The organism is Vibrio sp. 10N.239.312.D08, assembly GCF_041466145.1.
Taxonomy (GTDB): domain Bacteria; phylum Pseudomonadota; class Gammaproteobacteria; order Enterobacterales; family Vibrionaceae; genus Vibrio; species Vibrio crassostreae_C.
The window spans coordinates 121,975-139,285 of the sequence record NZ_JBFSSD010000005.1 but is presented as its reverse complement, the minus strand read 5'-3'; the positions used below and the strand labels follow the sequence as shown (position 1 = coordinate 139,285).

The 17,311-nt window shown below is 44.3% G+C and carries 12 protein-coding genes; 5 read left to right on the top strand and 7 right to left on the bottom strand.

What is annotated here, in order from left to right:
* Positions 1-19 precede the first annotated feature (19 nt).
* The 4 genes from AB6D58_RS04690 to AB6D58_RS04675 are packed head-to-tail and all read left to right on the top strand — an operon-like array spanning position 20 to position 4,435.
* Positions 20-1,471 carry a CpaF family protein gene (locus AB6D58_RS04690; protein WP_065676105.1) on the top strand — a complete coding sequence of 484 codons (1,452 nt, stop codon included), beginning with the start codon at positions 20-22 and terminating at the stop codon, positions 1,469-1,471.
* 10 nt (positions 1,472-1,481) lie between these two features.
* A complete protein-coding gene (locus AB6D58_RS04685) occupies positions 1,482-2,447 on the top strand; it encodes a type II secretion system F family protein (protein WP_065676104.1) in 966 nt (321 codons plus the stop codon).
* Positions 2,448-2,450: 3 nt separating this feature from the next.
* The gene (locus AB6D58_RS04680; protein WP_065676103.1) at positions 2,451-3,422 is read left to right on the top strand and encodes a type II secretion system F family protein; all 972 of its coding nucleotides are present in this window, start codon (positions 2,451-2,453) and stop codon (positions 3,420-3,422) included.
* On the top strand, positions 3,419-4,435 hold the full coding sequence (locus AB6D58_RS04675; RefSeq protein ID WP_137002258.1) for a lipopolysaccharide assembly protein LapB: 1,017 nt from the start codon (positions 3,419-3,421) through the stop codon (positions 4,433-4,435). The genes AB6D58_RS04680 and AB6D58_RS04675 overlap by 4 nt, the downstream gene beginning before the upstream one ends.
* 131 nt (positions 4,436-4,566) lie before the next feature.
* Here the strand turns inward: AB6D58_RS04675 and chrA are convergent, their stop codons facing one another.
* Entirely contained in the window at positions 4,567-5,712 is a 1,146-nt protein-coding gene (chrA, locus tag AB6D58_RS04670) for a chromate efflux transporter (RefSeq protein WP_102441362.1), read from the bottom strand.
* Between the two features lie 100 nt (positions 5,713-5,812).
* Between chrA and AB6D58_RS04665 the strand changes: the two genes are divergently transcribed.
* The gene (locus tag AB6D58_RS04665; protein WP_102299781.1) at positions 5,813-6,745 is read left to right on the top strand and encodes a LysR family transcriptional regulator; all 933 of its coding nucleotides are present in this window, start codon (positions 5,813-5,815) and stop codon (positions 6,743-6,745) included.
* A gap of 39 nt (positions 6,746-6,784) precedes the next feature.
* Here the strand turns inward: AB6D58_RS04665 and AB6D58_RS04660 are convergent, their stop codons facing one another.
* From AB6D58_RS04660 to AB6D58_RS04635, 6 genes are all read right to left on the bottom strand, one after another.
* Positions 6,785-7,906 carry a phosphatase PAP2 family protein gene (locus AB6D58_RS04660; protein ID WP_240800845.1) on the bottom strand — a complete coding sequence of 374 codons (1,122 nt, stop codon included), beginning with the start codon at positions 7,904-7,906 and terminating at the stop codon, positions 6,785-6,787.
* Between the two features lie 307 nt (positions 7,907-8,213).
* Positions 8,214-9,554, bottom strand: coding sequence for an MATE family efflux transporter (locus AB6D58_RS04655; protein WP_017060807.1), 1,341 nt, complete (start codon positions 9,552-9,554; stop codon positions 8,214-8,216).
* Positions 9,555-9,946: 392 nt separating this feature from the next.
* Entirely contained in the window at positions 9,947-12,340 is a 2,394-nt protein-coding gene (ygjK, locus tag AB6D58_RS04650; RefSeq protein ID WP_372156558.1) for an alpha-glucosidase, read from the bottom strand.
* A gap of 15 nt (positions 12,341-12,355) precedes the next feature.
* Positions 12,356-13,420, bottom strand: a complete 1,065-nt coding sequence (gene ygjJ, locus AB6D58_RS04645) for a protein YgjJ (RefSeq protein WP_372156556.1) — start codon at positions 13,418-13,420, stop codon at positions 12,356-12,358.
* A 406-nt stretch (positions 13,421-13,826) separates the two neighbouring features.
* Positions 13,827-15,260 (bottom strand): amino acid permease, encoded by a 1,434-nt coding sequence (locus AB6D58_RS04640; RefSeq protein ID WP_372156554.1) that lies wholly within the window; start codon positions 15,258-15,260, stop codon positions 13,827-13,829.
* Between the two features lie 573 nt (positions 15,261-15,833).
* The gene (locus tag AB6D58_RS04635) at positions 15,834-17,258 is read right to left on the bottom strand and encodes an amino acid permease (RefSeq protein ID WP_372156552.1); all 1,425 of its coding nucleotides are present in this window, start codon (positions 17,256-17,258) and stop codon (positions 15,834-15,836) included.
* Positions 17,259-17,311 lie beyond the last annotated feature (53 nt).

Sequence of the window (17,311 nt, the reverse complement as noted above, 5' to 3'; positions counted from 1 at the left end):
GCATATATGAGGGATCGTTATGTTCTTTAAACGAAAAAATATTAATCCGGAGTTTGAAAAGAAAGTAGAACAGTTTTCCCAAGAGGAAGACGGCGTTGTATCGCCCCTTATTCAGAAAGTAGCTAACGTATCTCATGAAGCTAAGAGTTTAGAGGCGAGTGAAGAGCAAGAGAAGTCGGTGAATGAGGCGAAAAAAGTCTTAGAGCAGGAACTGTCGATTAAACACTACTTTCATAAACAGCTACTTGAAACATTAGATTTAGGTCTACTTTCTAGTTTGGATAAAGAGCGTGCCAAAGTAGACCTTCATGAAGCGATCGTTCAGTTAATGGCGGATGACCAAAGCCACGCATTAAGTGCTGAGGGGCGTAAGCGAGTCATCAAGCAAATTGAAGATGAAGTATTCGGCCTTGGCCCACTTGAACCATTGCTCGCCGATAAAACGGTGTCAGATATTTTGGTCAACGGACCTAAAAGTGTTTATGTCGAACGTCGAGGCAAATTAGAAAAAACACCGTATACGTTTTTAGATGATCGTCACTTAAGAAACATTATTGATCGTATTGTCAGTCAGGTTGGACGCCGGATTGATGAAGCGTCTCCGATGGTGGATGCTCGATTAGTTGATGGTTCACGAGTGAATGCCATTATTCCCCCTTTGGCCTTAGATGGTCCTTCCGTATCTATACGACGTTTTTCTGTAGACAGCCTAACCATGGATAATCTGCTGGAATATAAGTCAGCCTCCCCACAAATGGCAAAGTTCATTGAAGCCGCTGTAAAAGGTGAGCTTAATATCCTTATTTCTGGTGGTACTGGTTCAGGGAAAACGACGACGCTGAATATTTTTTCTGGGTTTATTCCTAGAGATAAACGGATTATTACCATAGAAGACTCCGCAGAGTTACAGCTGCAGCAACCACACGTGATTCGTTTAGAAACACGCCCAGCGAACCTTGAGGGTAAAGGTGAGATCAGTCAGCGAGAGCTGGTAAAAAACACCTTGCGTATGCGACCTGACCGTATTGTTGTTGGGGAGGTGCGTGGTAGCGAAGCTGTTGATATGTTAGCTGCGATGAACACGGGTCATGATGGTTCACTTGCTACAATTCACGCGAATACACCTCGTGATGCACTAAGCCGTGTTGAGAATATGTTCTCGATGGCGGGTTGGAATATTTCGACGAAAAACCTCAGAGCACAGATTGCTTCTGCTATTCATTTGGTGGTTCAAATGGAGAGACAAGAAGATGGTAAGCGTCGCATGGTGAGTATCCAAGAGATCAACGGGATGGAAGGAGAGGTTATCACTATGTCTGAGATATTCCACTTTCAGCGTCAAGGTATAGACGAGAATGGTAATATCTTAGGTTATTACACTGCAACCGGTGTGGTTCCTCAGTCTCACGACCAGTTGGTTAAGCGTGGTCTTGACTTGCCGTTTGAGCTCTTTACCGAATCACATAGTTGAGGAGCCGATTATGGATAACGTAACTGTATCGTTGGCCCTATTGTTTGTCGCAGTGTTGTTTATTTCGCAAGCCTTGTTATTGCCAGCTGCCGGAAAAAAAGCCAAGCACAAAGAGTTATCTCGTCGCTTAAAAGAGACGCAAAGAAATATTGATGAAGAGAGCTTGTCTCTCTTAAAAGAACATTACAACAAAGAGTTATCGCCACTCGATCGAAAGTTGATCGTTATTCCTTTCTTTGCCGATCTAAAACGCATGCTTGAGTTAGCTGGCCTCAAACTCACGTTAAGCCGCTTCTTATTAATCGTATTTTTGTGCGGAACCTTGTTGGCTTTGATTGCTTTGGTATTCAATCAAGTGTGGTTCATTTGCGTTGCCGCTTTCGTCTTTGTTTGGGTTGTTGCTTATCTATTTGTACAAAACAGAGTGACTTACAGAATGGCACGGTTTGAAGAACAGTTGCCAGAGGCCTTAGATATTATTCGTCGAGCTCTACAGGCGGGCCAGCCATTGGTTCAGTCTTTTAATGAGGTGGGCGAAGAGATGCCAGAGCCTATCGGGGTTGAGTTTAAGAATACCTATAACTTACTGAACTATGGTTACGATTTAAGGCTCGCTATTTTACAAATGACAGAAAGAGTACCGACGGTATCGATGCTGGCTTTCTCAAGTGCGGTCATGTTGCAGAAAGAAACGGGGGGTAATCTCTCTGAGAATCTGCAAAAAGTATCTGAAGTATTAAGAGCTCGCTTTAAGCTAGAAAGAAAAATCAAAACCCTATCCGCTGAGAGTCGACTTTCTGCTTGGATACTGACGCTTTCTCCTTTTGCCCTATTTTTCGGTCTTAAATTCGTAAACCCTGAATACATCGAGCCTTTGTACAGTGATCCTAGAGGAATATCTATGGTTAGTGTCGGCGTGATTTTGTTGGCGATTGGGGCGTTGTGGATAAGAAAAATAATAAATATCGAGATATAGATTATGGAATTCTTTGATTTAGAAGTATGGAAACAAACACTATCTGAGTTCGGTATCAGTAGCCAAACCCTACTTTACGGGATGATTCTTCTGACTACGATGCTGCTTACTCTTACTTTAGGTTTTCTTTTTGTTGGCACTCGCTCTCCGTTGGACAAAAAGTTAAAACAAATTTCCGGAGGGAATCACACTGGCACTCGCAAACCTTATGACTTTACCAATACTTTGGAGTCGCTGACGCCATTCATTGGACGAGGGAATAAAAAAGATAACGAAACGTATTCAGAAAAATTAATGCATGCTGGATACCATGAAAAGAGCGCACTTTCAGTGTTTTATGCCTTCAAGGTACTATCAGCATTAATTGGTTTTGTCTGTGCATTTATGGTGTTTTACTTGGCTATAGGTGGCAGCTACAACAATTTATTGATTGTGACGTGTGTTTTTGTCGGGACGTTCTTTCCCAATTTTGTATTGAGTAAAATGCAAAAAGAGAGACAGAGAAAAATCAGGAATGGGGTTCCTGATGCTTTAGACCTTTTAGTGGTTTGTACGGAATCAGGCCTAGGTTTTAATGCTGCTCTAGGGCGTGTCGCTAACGAGTTATACATTTCCCAACCCGAATTGGCTGATGAACTTGATACGGTGTTTGCCAAAATACAAGCAGGTGTCACGATGCCAGATGCTTTGAGTCAACTTGTAGAAAGAACGGGGTTACATGAATTGGATGGCCTTGTTTCTTTGCTCTCACATGCTTCAAGAATGGGGGGGAGTTTAGCTCAGACCTTACGTGACTATACCGAAGATTTTCGAGATAAACGCCAACAAGCAGCGGAAGAAATCGCAGCAAAAATACCCACCAAGATGTTGTTCCCAATGTTGTTATTTATTTGGCCATGTTTTTTTATTGTTGCCCTTGGACCAGGGATGATGATTGTTATGGACGCATTAAGTGCGCCAGGAGTAGGTTTATGATGCGAATGAACAGAATGGTTTTACTTTTACTACCGCTATTGATTCTCGGGTGCGCCTCTTCTGATGAGCCAACTAATCAGTTTGATGCCGAATTGTATTCGGGTAAGCCAATTGACACCCTAACCAGTGACGATCCACCGGTCAGTGAAAAAGAAGCAATCATGCGTGGTGATGTCGCTCTTAGAGATAACAACATCGATTTAGCTCTCTATGAGTACATCCGATCTCTGTCTTTTCCTGAACAAGAGTTTCACGATAAAACGCTATTTACGATCGGTCGAATTCACTCATCGAGAGGTAATTACGCACTCGCTGAAAAAGCGTATTTGGCGGCATTAGATTTTAACCCTGCGCATACTGAAGTATTAGAGCAGTTAGGTGTTTTATATACTAAGCAGCGCCGTACAGACGAAGGTCGAAGCTACTTCTTTAAAGCGATCAATGCAGACCAAGTTCGCTTAAAAAGTAGTAGCACGATTAAAAACTACCAAGCGTTAAGTCAAAGTGAAGTGGCAGGCTTGAAGGTTGACAGTATGTCTCCTGCTTTGGCTTACATGGGAATCGGAGTCTTGGAAGATGTAGAAGGCAAACATCAGATAGCCCAAGAGTATTTTAAAAAGTCGCTCACTATCGATAAAACTTCAGTGAAAGCTCTACTGAATATGGGTTATTCCCATTATATGTACGGCAACTACAAAGAAGCGTATCAATACACTCGTTCGGCTTTAGAGATCGAACCTAATAATGAGAAGGCTCAGAACAACCTTGCTCTCATTTATTTGGCATCAGGTGACGTAAAAAAAGCAATAAATGTGTTTATGCGTCATATGGATGCACCGGAAGCTCTGAATAATGTTGGTTACTTTCTAATTATTCAAGGTCGACCTGATGAAGCGATTCCTTACCTGCAACAAGCCATCGACAAAAAACCTTCGTATTACAAAATCGCCAATGAAAACCTAAATCGAGCGTTAGCCGAGGTGAGAGAAATGAAGGAGAGAACACCAATATAGTGTTGTTCTATGAAGAGTTATTCTTCTTATGGTAAATAACGAAAATGAATTAGCCCCTGATGAGTGTCCTTATCAGGGGCTAATGTTTGTAACTCAGTTTTGTATCTAAAGTTGGGTATCTAAGTACTTAATTATAAATAGTTAAGCATCGCACCAGCTGCGATAAAGGTACCCACTAAACCTACAATCGGCATCTTCACGGTTTTCAATAGCCAAACACCAACAATGATCAGAGCGAAGTCTATGCCGCTGCTCACTGCGCTTGTGAAGATGGGTTGGTATAGAGCCGCAAGTAATAAGCCGACTACTGCTGCATTCACACCAGTAAGAGCACCAGCCACCAAAGGTTTACTCGCAATTGCCTGCCAGTTCTTCAATACACCCAGTAGCAGCAAGAAGCCCGGTAAGAACACCGCAATCGTTGCGAGCAGTGCCCCTGTGATCGGTGCTGATGGCATTAATACATAACCTAGGTAAGTGGCTAACGTAAACATCGGGCCCGGTACGGCTTGCGCTGCGGCATAGCCTGTTAGGAAGGCATCTTGAGACAGTTGGTCACCAATGCCATTCTGTAACAACGGAAGAACCACGTGACCGCCACCGAATACTAAGCTGCCTGCTTGGTAGAACAAGCCAAATACTTCAATGCCTTGAGAGTAAGCACTGAATAGAGGCAGACCAACCAGTAAAGCAACGAAAATCACGAGTGGTGTTAACGATATCTTATGTGTCGAAGGCGTTGTTTTTAAGTCTTGCGAGGTTAAGAACTTGCTGCCAACCATAGCAGCAAACAATAGAACTAATACCTGAGGCCAGATCCCAGGAATTAAAAGCAGAACAATCGCGGTTATCACACACAGTGCTGTTGCTATCTTTGATTGGCAAAAGTTTTTGTACATTCCGAAAGTGGCGTCAGCTACAACCACGACCGCGAGTAGCTTAAGTCCGTGGATGATAGAAATGAAAAGCGGTGCTTCCAACAACTGGTTGCTCACTAAGGCCAATATCAACATTAGGATGACAGAAGGGGAGGTGAAGCCTACAAATGCGGCAATCGCACCGGTTAAGCCACCTTTTTTGTAACCAACCGCGAAGCCAACCTGACTTGAGCCTGGACCCGGCAGAAATTGACTGAGGGCGACAATTTGCCCGTACTCTTCGTCGGATAACCAATTCAGTTTCTCAACAAAGGTTTTACGGAAGTAGCCAATATGTGCCGCTGGTCCACCAAAGCTAATCCAGCCAAGCCAGAAAAAGGTTTTAAAAATTGAAAGCATGATCGATTCCAGATAAATGTTTAGCGTAATTTAGGCGGAGTTGAACTATGATTCAAATTAATTGTTTTAATTATAACTATGAATAATATGGGATTGATTTGTGGCTGATTTTAACTGGAAAGGAATTGACCTTAACTTATTGATTGCACTGCAAGCTCTATATAAAACAAACAGTGTAAGCAAGGCAGCTGAACGTTGTTATGTCAGCCAATCAGCAATGAGCCATAGCTTACAAAGACTGAGAAAGCTGTTTGATGACCCTTTGTTTGAGCGTGTCGGTAGTAAGATGGAAGCGACCGACCGAGCGATTGAATTATCAAGCACTGTCGATGCGTTGCTTAATACTATTCAATCTGAAGTTCTGTTGTCCAAAAGGTTCGAAGTTGATAGTTATAAAGGCAGCTGGAAGATCGGACTTACCGATTACGCGGAACAGATGTTTGGCCCAATGATCTTCGATTTTATTAAACAAGCTTCGCCAAACTCTCAAGTTGCATTTCTTAACGTTAATCGAACCAATTACCAGCAGGTATTTGAAGAGGCTAAGCTAGACATTGCGATAGGCAGCTTTGGTGAAGTGCCTAAACTATATGGCATTGAACATCTCTATACCGAGCAGCACGTTTGCTTACTTGATAGCTCAGTGCTTGGTGTTGAGCTTCCGATGTCGCTAGAGACATTTGTTTCTGTCGATCATGCATTAGTTTCCCCCAATGGTTCTCTAAAAACGGGCGTAGACATGAAATTAGCGGAACTCGGTTATGCGAGAAAAGTTGCGATTGCATCGAGTAATTTTTTGACGGTAAAACGGCTGATAAGTGGAAGAAAGTTGCTGTGTATTGTGCCTAAGTTGGTCGCTCGAACTGACTCTAATATGGAGAATTCGCTGATCGCTGTTGCCCCGCCGATAGAGGTTCCTGATTTCGACATTCAACTTGTTTATCGCAAAGGAAAGCAACTCGATGATAAAAACATCCATCTGAGAAAAACCATTAGTCAGGCGGTTGAAGAGGTAACAGGTCGAGGAGAGTAGCTCGTTATCCGATGTGATAAGGGGCGGTACATATCTAGTTTATGGGACTTTGATTAGTGGTTTTCGTCTTCGCAACCAGTACCCAATAGCATGCCAAAGAGCGACGACTAATATCGCCCCTAAGTATCCGTCGATTGCATAGTGCCAAGCCAAGTGAACGGAGCCGATCTGGACAATTAAAGCATAGCCCCACGCTAAATATCCCAGTTTTTTGTTCAACCTAAATGCTGTCATTGCCATTAATACGGCGATAGTGACATGCAAACTAGGCATAGCAGATATCCCCGTTCCTCGGCCTCTTACGCCTGTAACATAGCTATCCCAAAGCATATCCTGCGCGGATAGCATCCAAAGTGGGAATAGATTCGCTTGCTTTAACTGGAGGTCCTGCGCTTGTAGACGTTCCATTAACCTAAGATAGAGATCTTGTTCATAGAAGTGGTGAAAGTAGGCGGGGCCCGCAGACGACAACAGCGTCGCTATGACGTTACCTAGGAGAAACCAAGATATCAAGAAGGTGAGGATAAACTGATTACGAAGTTGGTCATCTTTTCGATAGATGATGAAAAAAAGTAACATCCCCCACATCAGAAAAAACCATAAGTTGTATAAGAAGTTCATCACCAAAGTTGAAGCTGCATTTGGCAGGAAGAAGTGTGTGATTTCCCATGGAGATACGCCAAAGTGCAACCACTTATCTAAGTGGTAAAAAGCGAGGTCTAAAGTGTAAGGGTTGAAGTGCGGGATGAGTGACTTGATAAACGTGTAACTCGAAAATGAGATGTTCAAAGCGAGCATTAACAAGGTAAAGTAAATGGGTTTCGAGATAGGAAATAGCAATGATTTCACTTTTTTGATGAACCGTATGGTTGGTTTCTTTTCTCTCTTAAACAGTAAATAACAATAGTAATACGTTGCCCAGATAATAAAAGTGACATAGCAAATAGTCATTAAGACATCGATATAACTATAGATGTCATACTTCATATTATTTGGGACAAATAGGTTGATGGTTAAGGTGAGCGGAGCAATGAATGCCACGTACCATAAAATCAGTTTGTTTCTTCTGAATTCATGAAGTAAAGACGACAATAAGTTTGATTGTTCTTTTTGAGGAGCGGGTTTGGCGGTGGTCGTCTCTGAATCCATATAGCCCTTCATCAAGATTTCCTATCATGATTAAAGGTTAGTTCATTTGAGCTGGTTTTCTACTTTAGCTTTATTCGATTTAGCAAAAATAACCGAAATAATTCCTTCCATTTTTCGCAACCCGACTATACTTAATTTACGACTCAAGGCAGTCGTAAAGAATAGGCTTTTTGATTTACCTAAGTAAAAAAATGGTTATATCCTCATGATATAGCTTAAAAAACTACCAGGCTAAACGGACTTAGTTGGTCTTAAAGCGCTAGCTCCCCCTAGCGCTTTTTCTTTTGGTCGAGATAAATTTCGACGTATCAACAACAACCTAAAAAGAGAATCGAGTCCATTTCTTAGCTCGCCAGCGATAGGCCATGATGATTCCACGGAACCACTCGTCCATCGCGATTGCCATCCAAGCACCCAATACGCCATAACCCCAATGCACGCCAAGCAAATAGCTCATGGCAACCCCAATGCCCCACATGCTGAGAATGCCCATTTTGATCGGGAATTTAATGTCGCCAGCAGCCTTTAGACAAGAGATAAAGATAAGGTTAAATACTCGTCCAGCTTCAAGAATGATGGAACCTGCAATCAGTGCCGCCGTTAGCGCAATGATCTCTGGATCTTGCGTGAACAGATCGAGAATTTCGAAACGGAACACATACACCATGCAGGTGATCGCGGTTGACGCGATAAAGCCAACCACAAAGTAACGTTGCACGCGCTTGGTAATCTCGTCGATCCAACCCTTACCAATGTAATAGCCTGTTTGGATTTGGCTGCCTTGACCAATTGCCAGTGCAAACGCAAAAGAGAGGCGAGCGATGTTTTGTGCGTAAGTAAACGCAGCCAGTGAAGACGTACCCATCTGCACTACAAAGAAGGTAATGCTGATCTGAGCCATGTTATAAGAGAGCACTTCTCCAGCGTTCATCGAGCCGATCTTCATGATTTTTTGATAGATGGCTTTCGGCACAGATTTAAACTGCTTCACTGGTAGATAAATCCCTTTGCTTCTGACCACACCAATCAAGATCAACATTCCGATTACTTGGCTAATGACGGTCGCGGTCGCAACCCCTTGCACGCCGTATACAGGCAAACCAAAAGGTTGATATAAGGCACAGTAGTTACCGAATACGTTGATGACACCTGCAATCATATTGATCACCATCGGTGACTTTGAATAGCCATGACTGCGCAAAATAGTGGTGAGAACCACACCTATGGTTACATTGAAGGTGAGAGCACCACTGATGAACAGGTATTCTTGCGCGTACTGTTCGACTTGAGGTTCGAGTTGATAAAGCGGGATAAAATATTCAGCAACAAGAACGGCAATCACACTCAGTAGCACACCGGCAATAATGGCCAGAATGATACTTGCTACACCCACGTGAGCGCTCTCTTGAGTGCGGGAAGCACCATTGTATTGCGCGATTAGAATACCCGTACCACTGCTGACCATGGTCGAGACAATGATCAGGAAAAAGGATATCTGAGAAATAACACCAACGGCAGACACGGCTTTGTCCGAGTATCCCGATAACATGAATACATCACTGGTGTTGAGTGCGGTTCTTAAAAGAACTTCGATAAAAATTGGCCAGGTGAGCGCAACGATTCCCATACGTTTGTTTAGGGTGGAATCAGCATTAGGCATTTGGGTTTTCTCAAAAAAGGGGTAGGCGACGCTATAGTTTAGCTATTATTTAGTAAACGACTATCAAATTAATGTCCGGAAGGCTAATAAGGATAAATAAAATTCGAATAAGTCTTCAGAATTCAATATTTCAGTGAGGGTGATGAAATTTTTGAATGGGATTTCATAGCAAGAGCACTCTTTGCTTTTTGTGAGTAAAAGCTTGCCTGTGTTAGCTGAGTACAACGAACAGAGTAAAAGGATCATGGTAGGCCAAATGGTCTAAGTGCTTGTTTTTCGCTTACGTTACTTCAGATATAAAAAAGGCACTCAGCGAGAAACTGAGTGCCAAAGTCTGAAATTTATGAGGTTAGATTTTCATTGAATTTCAGAAGACAGGTATAGGTTTTTACTTACTCTGCGTCAGTAAAGAAATCGTTGTATAACATGTATAGGTGGGCAGCACTCCAAGAGAAGTTTGGAGCACCTTGTTGTTCACCGTTTAGCGGGTTGTAGTTCTCACGGATAGGACCGTCTTGTACCAAGCCATCGGCGTGGTCGAAGAATGCGCCTGCCATTTCAATCGCATCGTCACGGTAGCCGTAGCTGTCCATACCTTTTAGGCCGAAGTAGAACTGGTCTACCCATACACGTCCACGCCAGTAAATATCTGGGCCAAATGCTGGGCTAGAAAGCGCTGCTGTGCCCAGTGGAACGTAGGTGTTGAACTCTGAGGTATCTTTCATCACAGAGACCACGGCATCAGCGTGAGCTTGTGTTGCTGCACCGTTGAACAGTGGTGACCAACCCTCAGGGCCTTTACCACGCTCGACAATCGGTTTGCCTGCGCAGCCATTGGCTAAAGGCTTGTCTTCAATACGAATGTCATAGAAGAAGTTAGTGCCTTCGTCGAACATACAGGTGTTGATGTAGTTCGATAGGTGCTCTGCTTTTTCACGGAACTCTTTCGCTTCTGCGTCTTTACCTAGAATGTCAGCCATTTCTGCTAGGTACTTGTTATCGCTGTACATGTAGCTTGCTTGGTCAACAGATTCTTGCAGTAGTGAGTAGCCCAGTAGCGTGCCATCTTCAGCGCGGTTTTGAGCGAACTCAACATCCCAATCGCTGCGCTTGCCGCCATTCGCTACATACGCGTCTAGCTGGTCTTTATCGATGAAACCAAATGCGGCTGCATCATCACGACCCGACTCCCAAGACGCGGCAGTTTGTGCTGGGCTTTCGATGTAATCGTAGTTACCTTCAGCAATCACTTTATCCAGTGCAGCTTGGCCTATAACTGTCTCGTGCTTATCGCCACGAACCACGGTGAAGTACATTTCACCTTCAGGCGTGTTGTGTGCTTTGTCACGAGCAGCGCCATACTCTGGAACGCCATTGCCGTTGTTGTCACGGTTGCGTAGCCACCAATCATGGTATGCCACTAGTTTTGGATACATCTCTTGTAGCCAAGCTTCGTCGCTGGTGGTTTTGTAGACTTCCATTACTGCCCATGCTGCTAGGCTTGGTTTGGTATTACGTTCATTCCAGTTACCGCCATCGCCGCCACGTTCTGGACTTAGGTTGTAAGCGAGTAGATCGGGCACGTAACCTTCATCCCAAGGACGAACGGCATCGTCAGCCTGAATTTGGTAAGCGAACATCGCGCGGATGTTATCTTTCGCTACATCTGGGTTGAAGTGAGCCATTGCGTAGGCTTGCTTCCATGTGTCCCAAGGCCAAGTTTGGTTGCCCGAGAACCAACGCGCCGTCACGGATGGTGTCACAGAGTCAAACTCCATCGCACCTGCAGCGCCACGCCAGTTACCGTTTAGGGTTTCCATCGCTTTAACCGCAACACGCTCTTGCTCTGGTGTCGCGTTCGGGTTGGTTAAACCCATCTCAAGATAGCCTTCCCAACGTTCTGCTGATGCGGCTAAGAAGTCGGTAGGGTTTGCCATGATCTTTTTGATTTCAGGCTGTTCCGCTTGCGCTTCTTCTGCCGTTAGAACATGCGAGTATGTGGTGTAGATAGTCGTCGATGCTTCAATGTTTGCCGTTGAAGTAAACGCTAAACCATCAACCGTGGTTTTCGTTGGAATCGACTTGTGAACTTGGTATTCAGACTCACCAGAAGTCAGTAGATCCCATGTCGAACGAACCTTACCGAAGGTCACCTTTAGGCCATCGTCGGTTGCGACGATTTGACGGTCATACTCAGGGTAAGTTTCAGCGATTGTTTTGTCGGTTTGTGCCACGCCTTCTTTGGCGTGCGTCTTTTCTAGCAGTTCACCATCCCACACTAATTCAACCGGTGAGTCGGTAGTGATTTTTGTTTCTAGCAGAGAGGTACGGTTTGAAGCAAAACGCATCGTCATTTCTACGGTGACATCGTCAGATTTTAGTGTCTGAACCAATGCACCCGGTAGGCTGTAAGCTTCCATAGTGAAAGCCACTTTTTGGCCATCTTTGAACACGCTTAGTCGGTCGAAGTTATCAGCCATGAAGTTGATGTATTCTTCGGTAAGCAGTGCTATACCTGGGAATCCGCCCATGCCTTCTGCACTGTCTGGCAGTAGGTGACCGTGCCATGCGCCTAGGTCGAAGAATGGGTTAAAGCGTTGGTGGTCATCGAAGTCGTAGTCACGCATGTATTCTGGTGAGCCAGTACGGTCGATAACGTTCTTAAATTCGCTGGCTTGCAGTTGTTTTGTGTCAGAAGCTGAGCCAGAGATGGAGTTTGATGCACAACCAGTAACGACAAGGGCTGCACCGATAGCGAGAGCTGCGAATGATTTATTCAGTTTCATGATCAATTCCTGTTATTACCAGTAGAAGTATTGCATTGCGAACACTTGCGCGTCGCCGATTTCGGTGTCGCTGCCTACGCCAAAGCGGCTATCAAAAGCAGTCGCAAATGTGCCGTTTCCGTATTCGTACCAAACGCCCGCGTTGATGTAAGAGGTGATCTCTTTGTCGCCGTTGTCACCATCAAAGTTTGCGTAGTTGTAGGCTGCTGAAAGGTAAACACCCTGAGCCGCTTCGTACCAAGCACTGGTTTGAATACCGGATTCGCTACCAAATGATTCTTGGTTGCCTTTGTCTGTGTCGTGCCAAATACGAGTCGCAAAGTTTTTGTATTCAGCACCCAATAGCAATAGTTCGCCGCCATTGTTGTTACGCACTTCACCACCACCCATTAGGGTTAAGTCGTCAGTCAGATCGTATTGAAGGTAACCGTTGACCATGGCGTTCTTATCTTTCCATTGGTCTGCAAAGTTGTCGTATTTACCGAAGTGAATCAGCGCATCGTCTTCAGAGAAGTCAGACTCTGGCGCGAAAGAAACGCTGTAGCGAAGCTTACCTTCTAGGTTTTGGATCTTTACACCAAGGTGTACGTCACGTGTATTCGAGATCGCGTAACCGTATTCAACCGTAGGGTCACCCCACCACTGAACATCATCCAGTGAAGAGTCCATACGACCAATCATGAATTCTGTTTTGTTGTCGGTGCGGTAGCCAGCGTAAAAGCGGTTAAAACCACCTTCAAAGCCGCCCCAGCCGTGTCCCGTTGCCCAAGCTTTGCCTTCGTCGTCGGCTTGCACTGTCCAGCCTTCCATGTAAGCAAGACCGAACCAATTACCGTGTTCGATAGCCAAGCCTGCTTCGATGTAAGTACCGTCTGCATAACGGCCTTTGTCATCACCTTCTAGTGCCACGTGACCACCAAGGCCAAGCTCACCATAAAAGTTAAATAGGGTTTCAGTTTCTGTTTTAGGAGGCTGAGTATCACTGTGGTTTGCTGCGGACTCTTCCGCGTGGGCAGTGGTACTTAGGGCAGCAAGAATACAGCTTGTAATAAGAGTGGTTTTAGTAAAACTACTTTTCATTTTAATCACTTCTGTGTCGGGTTATAAATGAAGGTTCGTAAGCAGTTCTGACTTCTAATATGGGGTGCTCTTCAAGGCGTATTGGTCAGGTTGCTTACGATCGCAAAACCGATATTAATGATAATTTTGATGTTTAAAATTAAGTAAGTCTAAAAGTGTGATCTATTTTTAGTAAATGTTTACTTTGTTTTTATTTTGACTTTAAGTTGAATGTGTAGAGGCATGGCTAGGATGGTAGCTATTCAATCGATGAATTGTTTTGTAGGCGATTCGATTGTTGGCTCGAATGTCTTCTTCTTGAATTGTTTTGATGAAATCGAGGTGTTGAGTGGGACTGTACCGATAAATAAAAAGGCACTCACCAAATGCGAGTGCCTTAAGCTTTCAATGAGAGTGTAGGGTAAAGCTAAGCGTTCGCCGGTTCAGGCTTTGCTTCTAGTTTTTTCTCTTCTGGAGATAAGCTTTTCTCGTATTGACCGTACTTCCACCACGCGTAGCCAAGGAAGATAACAATCCCGCCCACGTTGTAGAAGATGATGGTCATGATGTCAGCACCTGTTGGGAAGGTTGACGCAAAGAAGCCAACAGTGAAAATGCCGATCAGAATCGAGACCACGGTAATGCCTGTCATACGTGAGCCCATTCTGAAATCACGAGGTAAGTGATCCAACTTCAAGCGTAAATTAAGGTATGCGATCATGATGAATAGCGGTGGCAACATCGATGCTGCAGCTGTCATGTTGATAATGGTACTCATCAGATCTTGAACCGTATCGGACGCCAGTGTCGGAATGAACATCAGTGGAATCACAATCAAGAACTGAATCCAAGCCGCACGCTCTGGAACGCCTTGTTTGTTTAGAGCGACCGTTTTCTCACCGAAGATACCTTTAGGGATTTCAGAGAAGAAAATCTTAACGGGTGTCGCTGTCCACATCAGCAGAGAGCCTAGCATCGCCGTGAATGAAACCACGCCCACAAAGCGATTCATTAGGATTTCAGACAACCCAAAGTGTCGTGCTAGCCCTTCGAATACCTGCACTGAGCCGCCAGTAAATTTAAGCTCTTCTCGCGACACAAACACGTTTGCTAGTACTGAACCCACCGAGTAAAGCGCACCAATGAAGATACCGGCAATGATGATCACTTTAACGAAAGACTTGTGACCGCCTTTGATGTCGTTAACGTAAACCGCTACCGATTCTGCACCGCCAGCCGCCATGAAGATCCAAGTGATTACGCCAAGGAATGCCCAGTTAAAGCTTGGTGTCATCGCTTCAATGGTGATTGGGTCAGCTGGCTCGATACCACCGATCAAAGCACCGCCAGACAACAAGATGTAAGACATTGTTAGCAACAACATAAGCGACGATGTTAGTGAGGTGATGGGGCCTAGTAGTTTCGCGCCATTGTTTGAGATGTGCGTAGCAACCGCAAATAGAATGGTGCTCAAGATCGCCGTGGTGATTGGCGTGAATATGTACTCAAACCCTAAGAACGCATACGACGCATAAGCGATGATTCTAGGCAGCAGAGAGGTGAAGAAGAACAGGTTAACAAACCAGTAGGTATAAGCCGAAATAAACGCCCAGCGGCCGCCTAGAGAGCTTTTAACCCAAGAATAAACGCCCGCTTCAGAGTCTTTATTCAGTGACACAAACTCTGCAACGATCAAACAAAATGGCACAAAGTAGAAGATGGTTGCTAGAAAGAACATCGGAGCTGAGGAAAGGCCGATCTCGATGTTGTTATTAATGATGTTATTGAAGCTGTATACCGCCGCGAAGGTCATAGACAGTAGGGCAAATTTGCCTATCGTACTGCGTTTATTTTCGGACATGATGTTCTCCGGTGAATCACGTTGATGATCGTTATAACTTGGTCCTAGAGAGGGAAGCTCTAGGCCGCACTTTTATTGTTATGTTGGTTTGGCAAACACCCGCTTTGTTTTGTCAGGGTTGGCTCATTGTTGTTTTTATCGATTTACGATCGGACTTCTTTGGGATTTTTTTCTTTGGTATTTCAGTAAACTTATTACCAAAACAAAGAGTTAAAGATTAAGAAGTTCATTGAAGAGATTGCTTGTTTCATGAGCGAAGATTTATAAGGCGTGTAGGGGCTTTTTTGTCGCTTTCTTTATATGAATCAGTTTGTCTCTTCAGCAAGAAGATTAAAGATTAAGCGGCGGGAAGTTAATCGAAATTGATCAAATATGTGACCTTGAGTAAATAAATTTAGTTAATGTTTTACCTTGGTTTTTATTTGAGTTTTATTACCTATTAATTGGTGTTTTTCGTGAACTGAAACCTTGACGGAACGCCGTTTTATTTTTGGGTTTTTTATTTTAATTATCTGATTTAAAACAAAAAAAGCGCCAATTAAGGCGCTTTTAACTAGATGTATAGATTCTGGATTACGACTGCTTAGCCGTTTCTAGCTTTGCTTCTTTACCTGCTTGCTTCTTTTCAAAGCGAGAGATCCACCACCATGCGATACCAGAGAATACCGCTGTCATGAAGACGTTGATGAAGAAGGCTTGAACAAGGTCAACACCTGTTGGGAATGCAGATGCCGTCATGCTCACAACGAAGATGCCGATAAGCACAGAGACAACAGCCATACCTTGAACTCGAGTACCCATGCGGAAATCACGTGGTGTCTCGTCATGCTTCAAGCGGAATACAAAGTAGGCCACCATGATGAAGATCGGCGGAAGCATTGCTGTACCAGCGGTTAGGTTGATTGCTGTGTTCATCATGTCTTGTACTGATTCAGAACCGAAGCCGTTCACCACAAGCATCACGAATACAAACGCGAACTGCCACCAAGCTGCACGTACTGGCACGCCGTGTTCGTTAAGCTCTGTTGTCTTCTCGCCGTAAACACCTTTAGGGATTTCAGAGAAGTGAATTTTTACTGGAGCTGCTGTCCACATCATCATCGAACCGAACATAGCAACGAATAGGATAATACCGACGAAGCGACCCGTTAGAGATTGTGAAATGTCGAAGTAGTTCGCCATACCTGTGAAGATTTCAACCATGCCGCCAGCGTAGGTCAGTTCATCACGAGCAACGAATACGTTAACAAGTAGAGAGCCCACTGCGTACATTGCGCCGATTGCAATACCCGCACCAATGATAACCTTGATGAAAGACTTGTGACCGCCCTTAACATCGTTTAGGTAAGCGGCTGCGGTTTCAGCACCACCGGCTGCTTGGAAGATCCAACACATGATACCTAGCGTTGCCCAGTTGATGGTCGGTGTCATTGCTTCAAGCGTGATTGGTTCTACTGGCTCATGGTTGCCGCCTAGTGCCATGAGTGCACCGATAACGTAGATTGCAAACAGAGCGAATACACCGTATGCCACGATCTCGGCAATCTTACCTAGCCAGCTCGCGCCTTTGGTTGAGATGTGAGTCGCTGCCGCAAATAGAGCAATCGAGATAGCCGATGTGACGACTGGCGAGAAGGCGTATTCATAGCCCAACATCGCGTAAGACGCATAGGCGATTACGTTTGGTAGCAGGGATACAAACCAGAAAAGGTTTACGAACCAGTATAGGAACGAACCTAGGTAGGCTGCTTTTGAGCCTAGCGGTTTTTTAAGCCAGTCGTACATGCCTGACTCGGAATTTTTATTTGCTGATACGAATTCAGCAATAATGAATACGAACGGAATGAAGTAAATAAGGGTCGCGAGCAAAAAGATAGGGGCTGAACTCAATCCCAATTCGATGTTGTTGTTTACAATGTTGCGAACGTTAAATACCGCTGCAAATGTCATGGAGAGTAGGGCAAATTTGCCTAACTTACCGCGTACAGATTCAGACATAGTGTCCTCCAGGGAATCACATAATTATAGTCGTTATTTCCCTATGCTTCTTT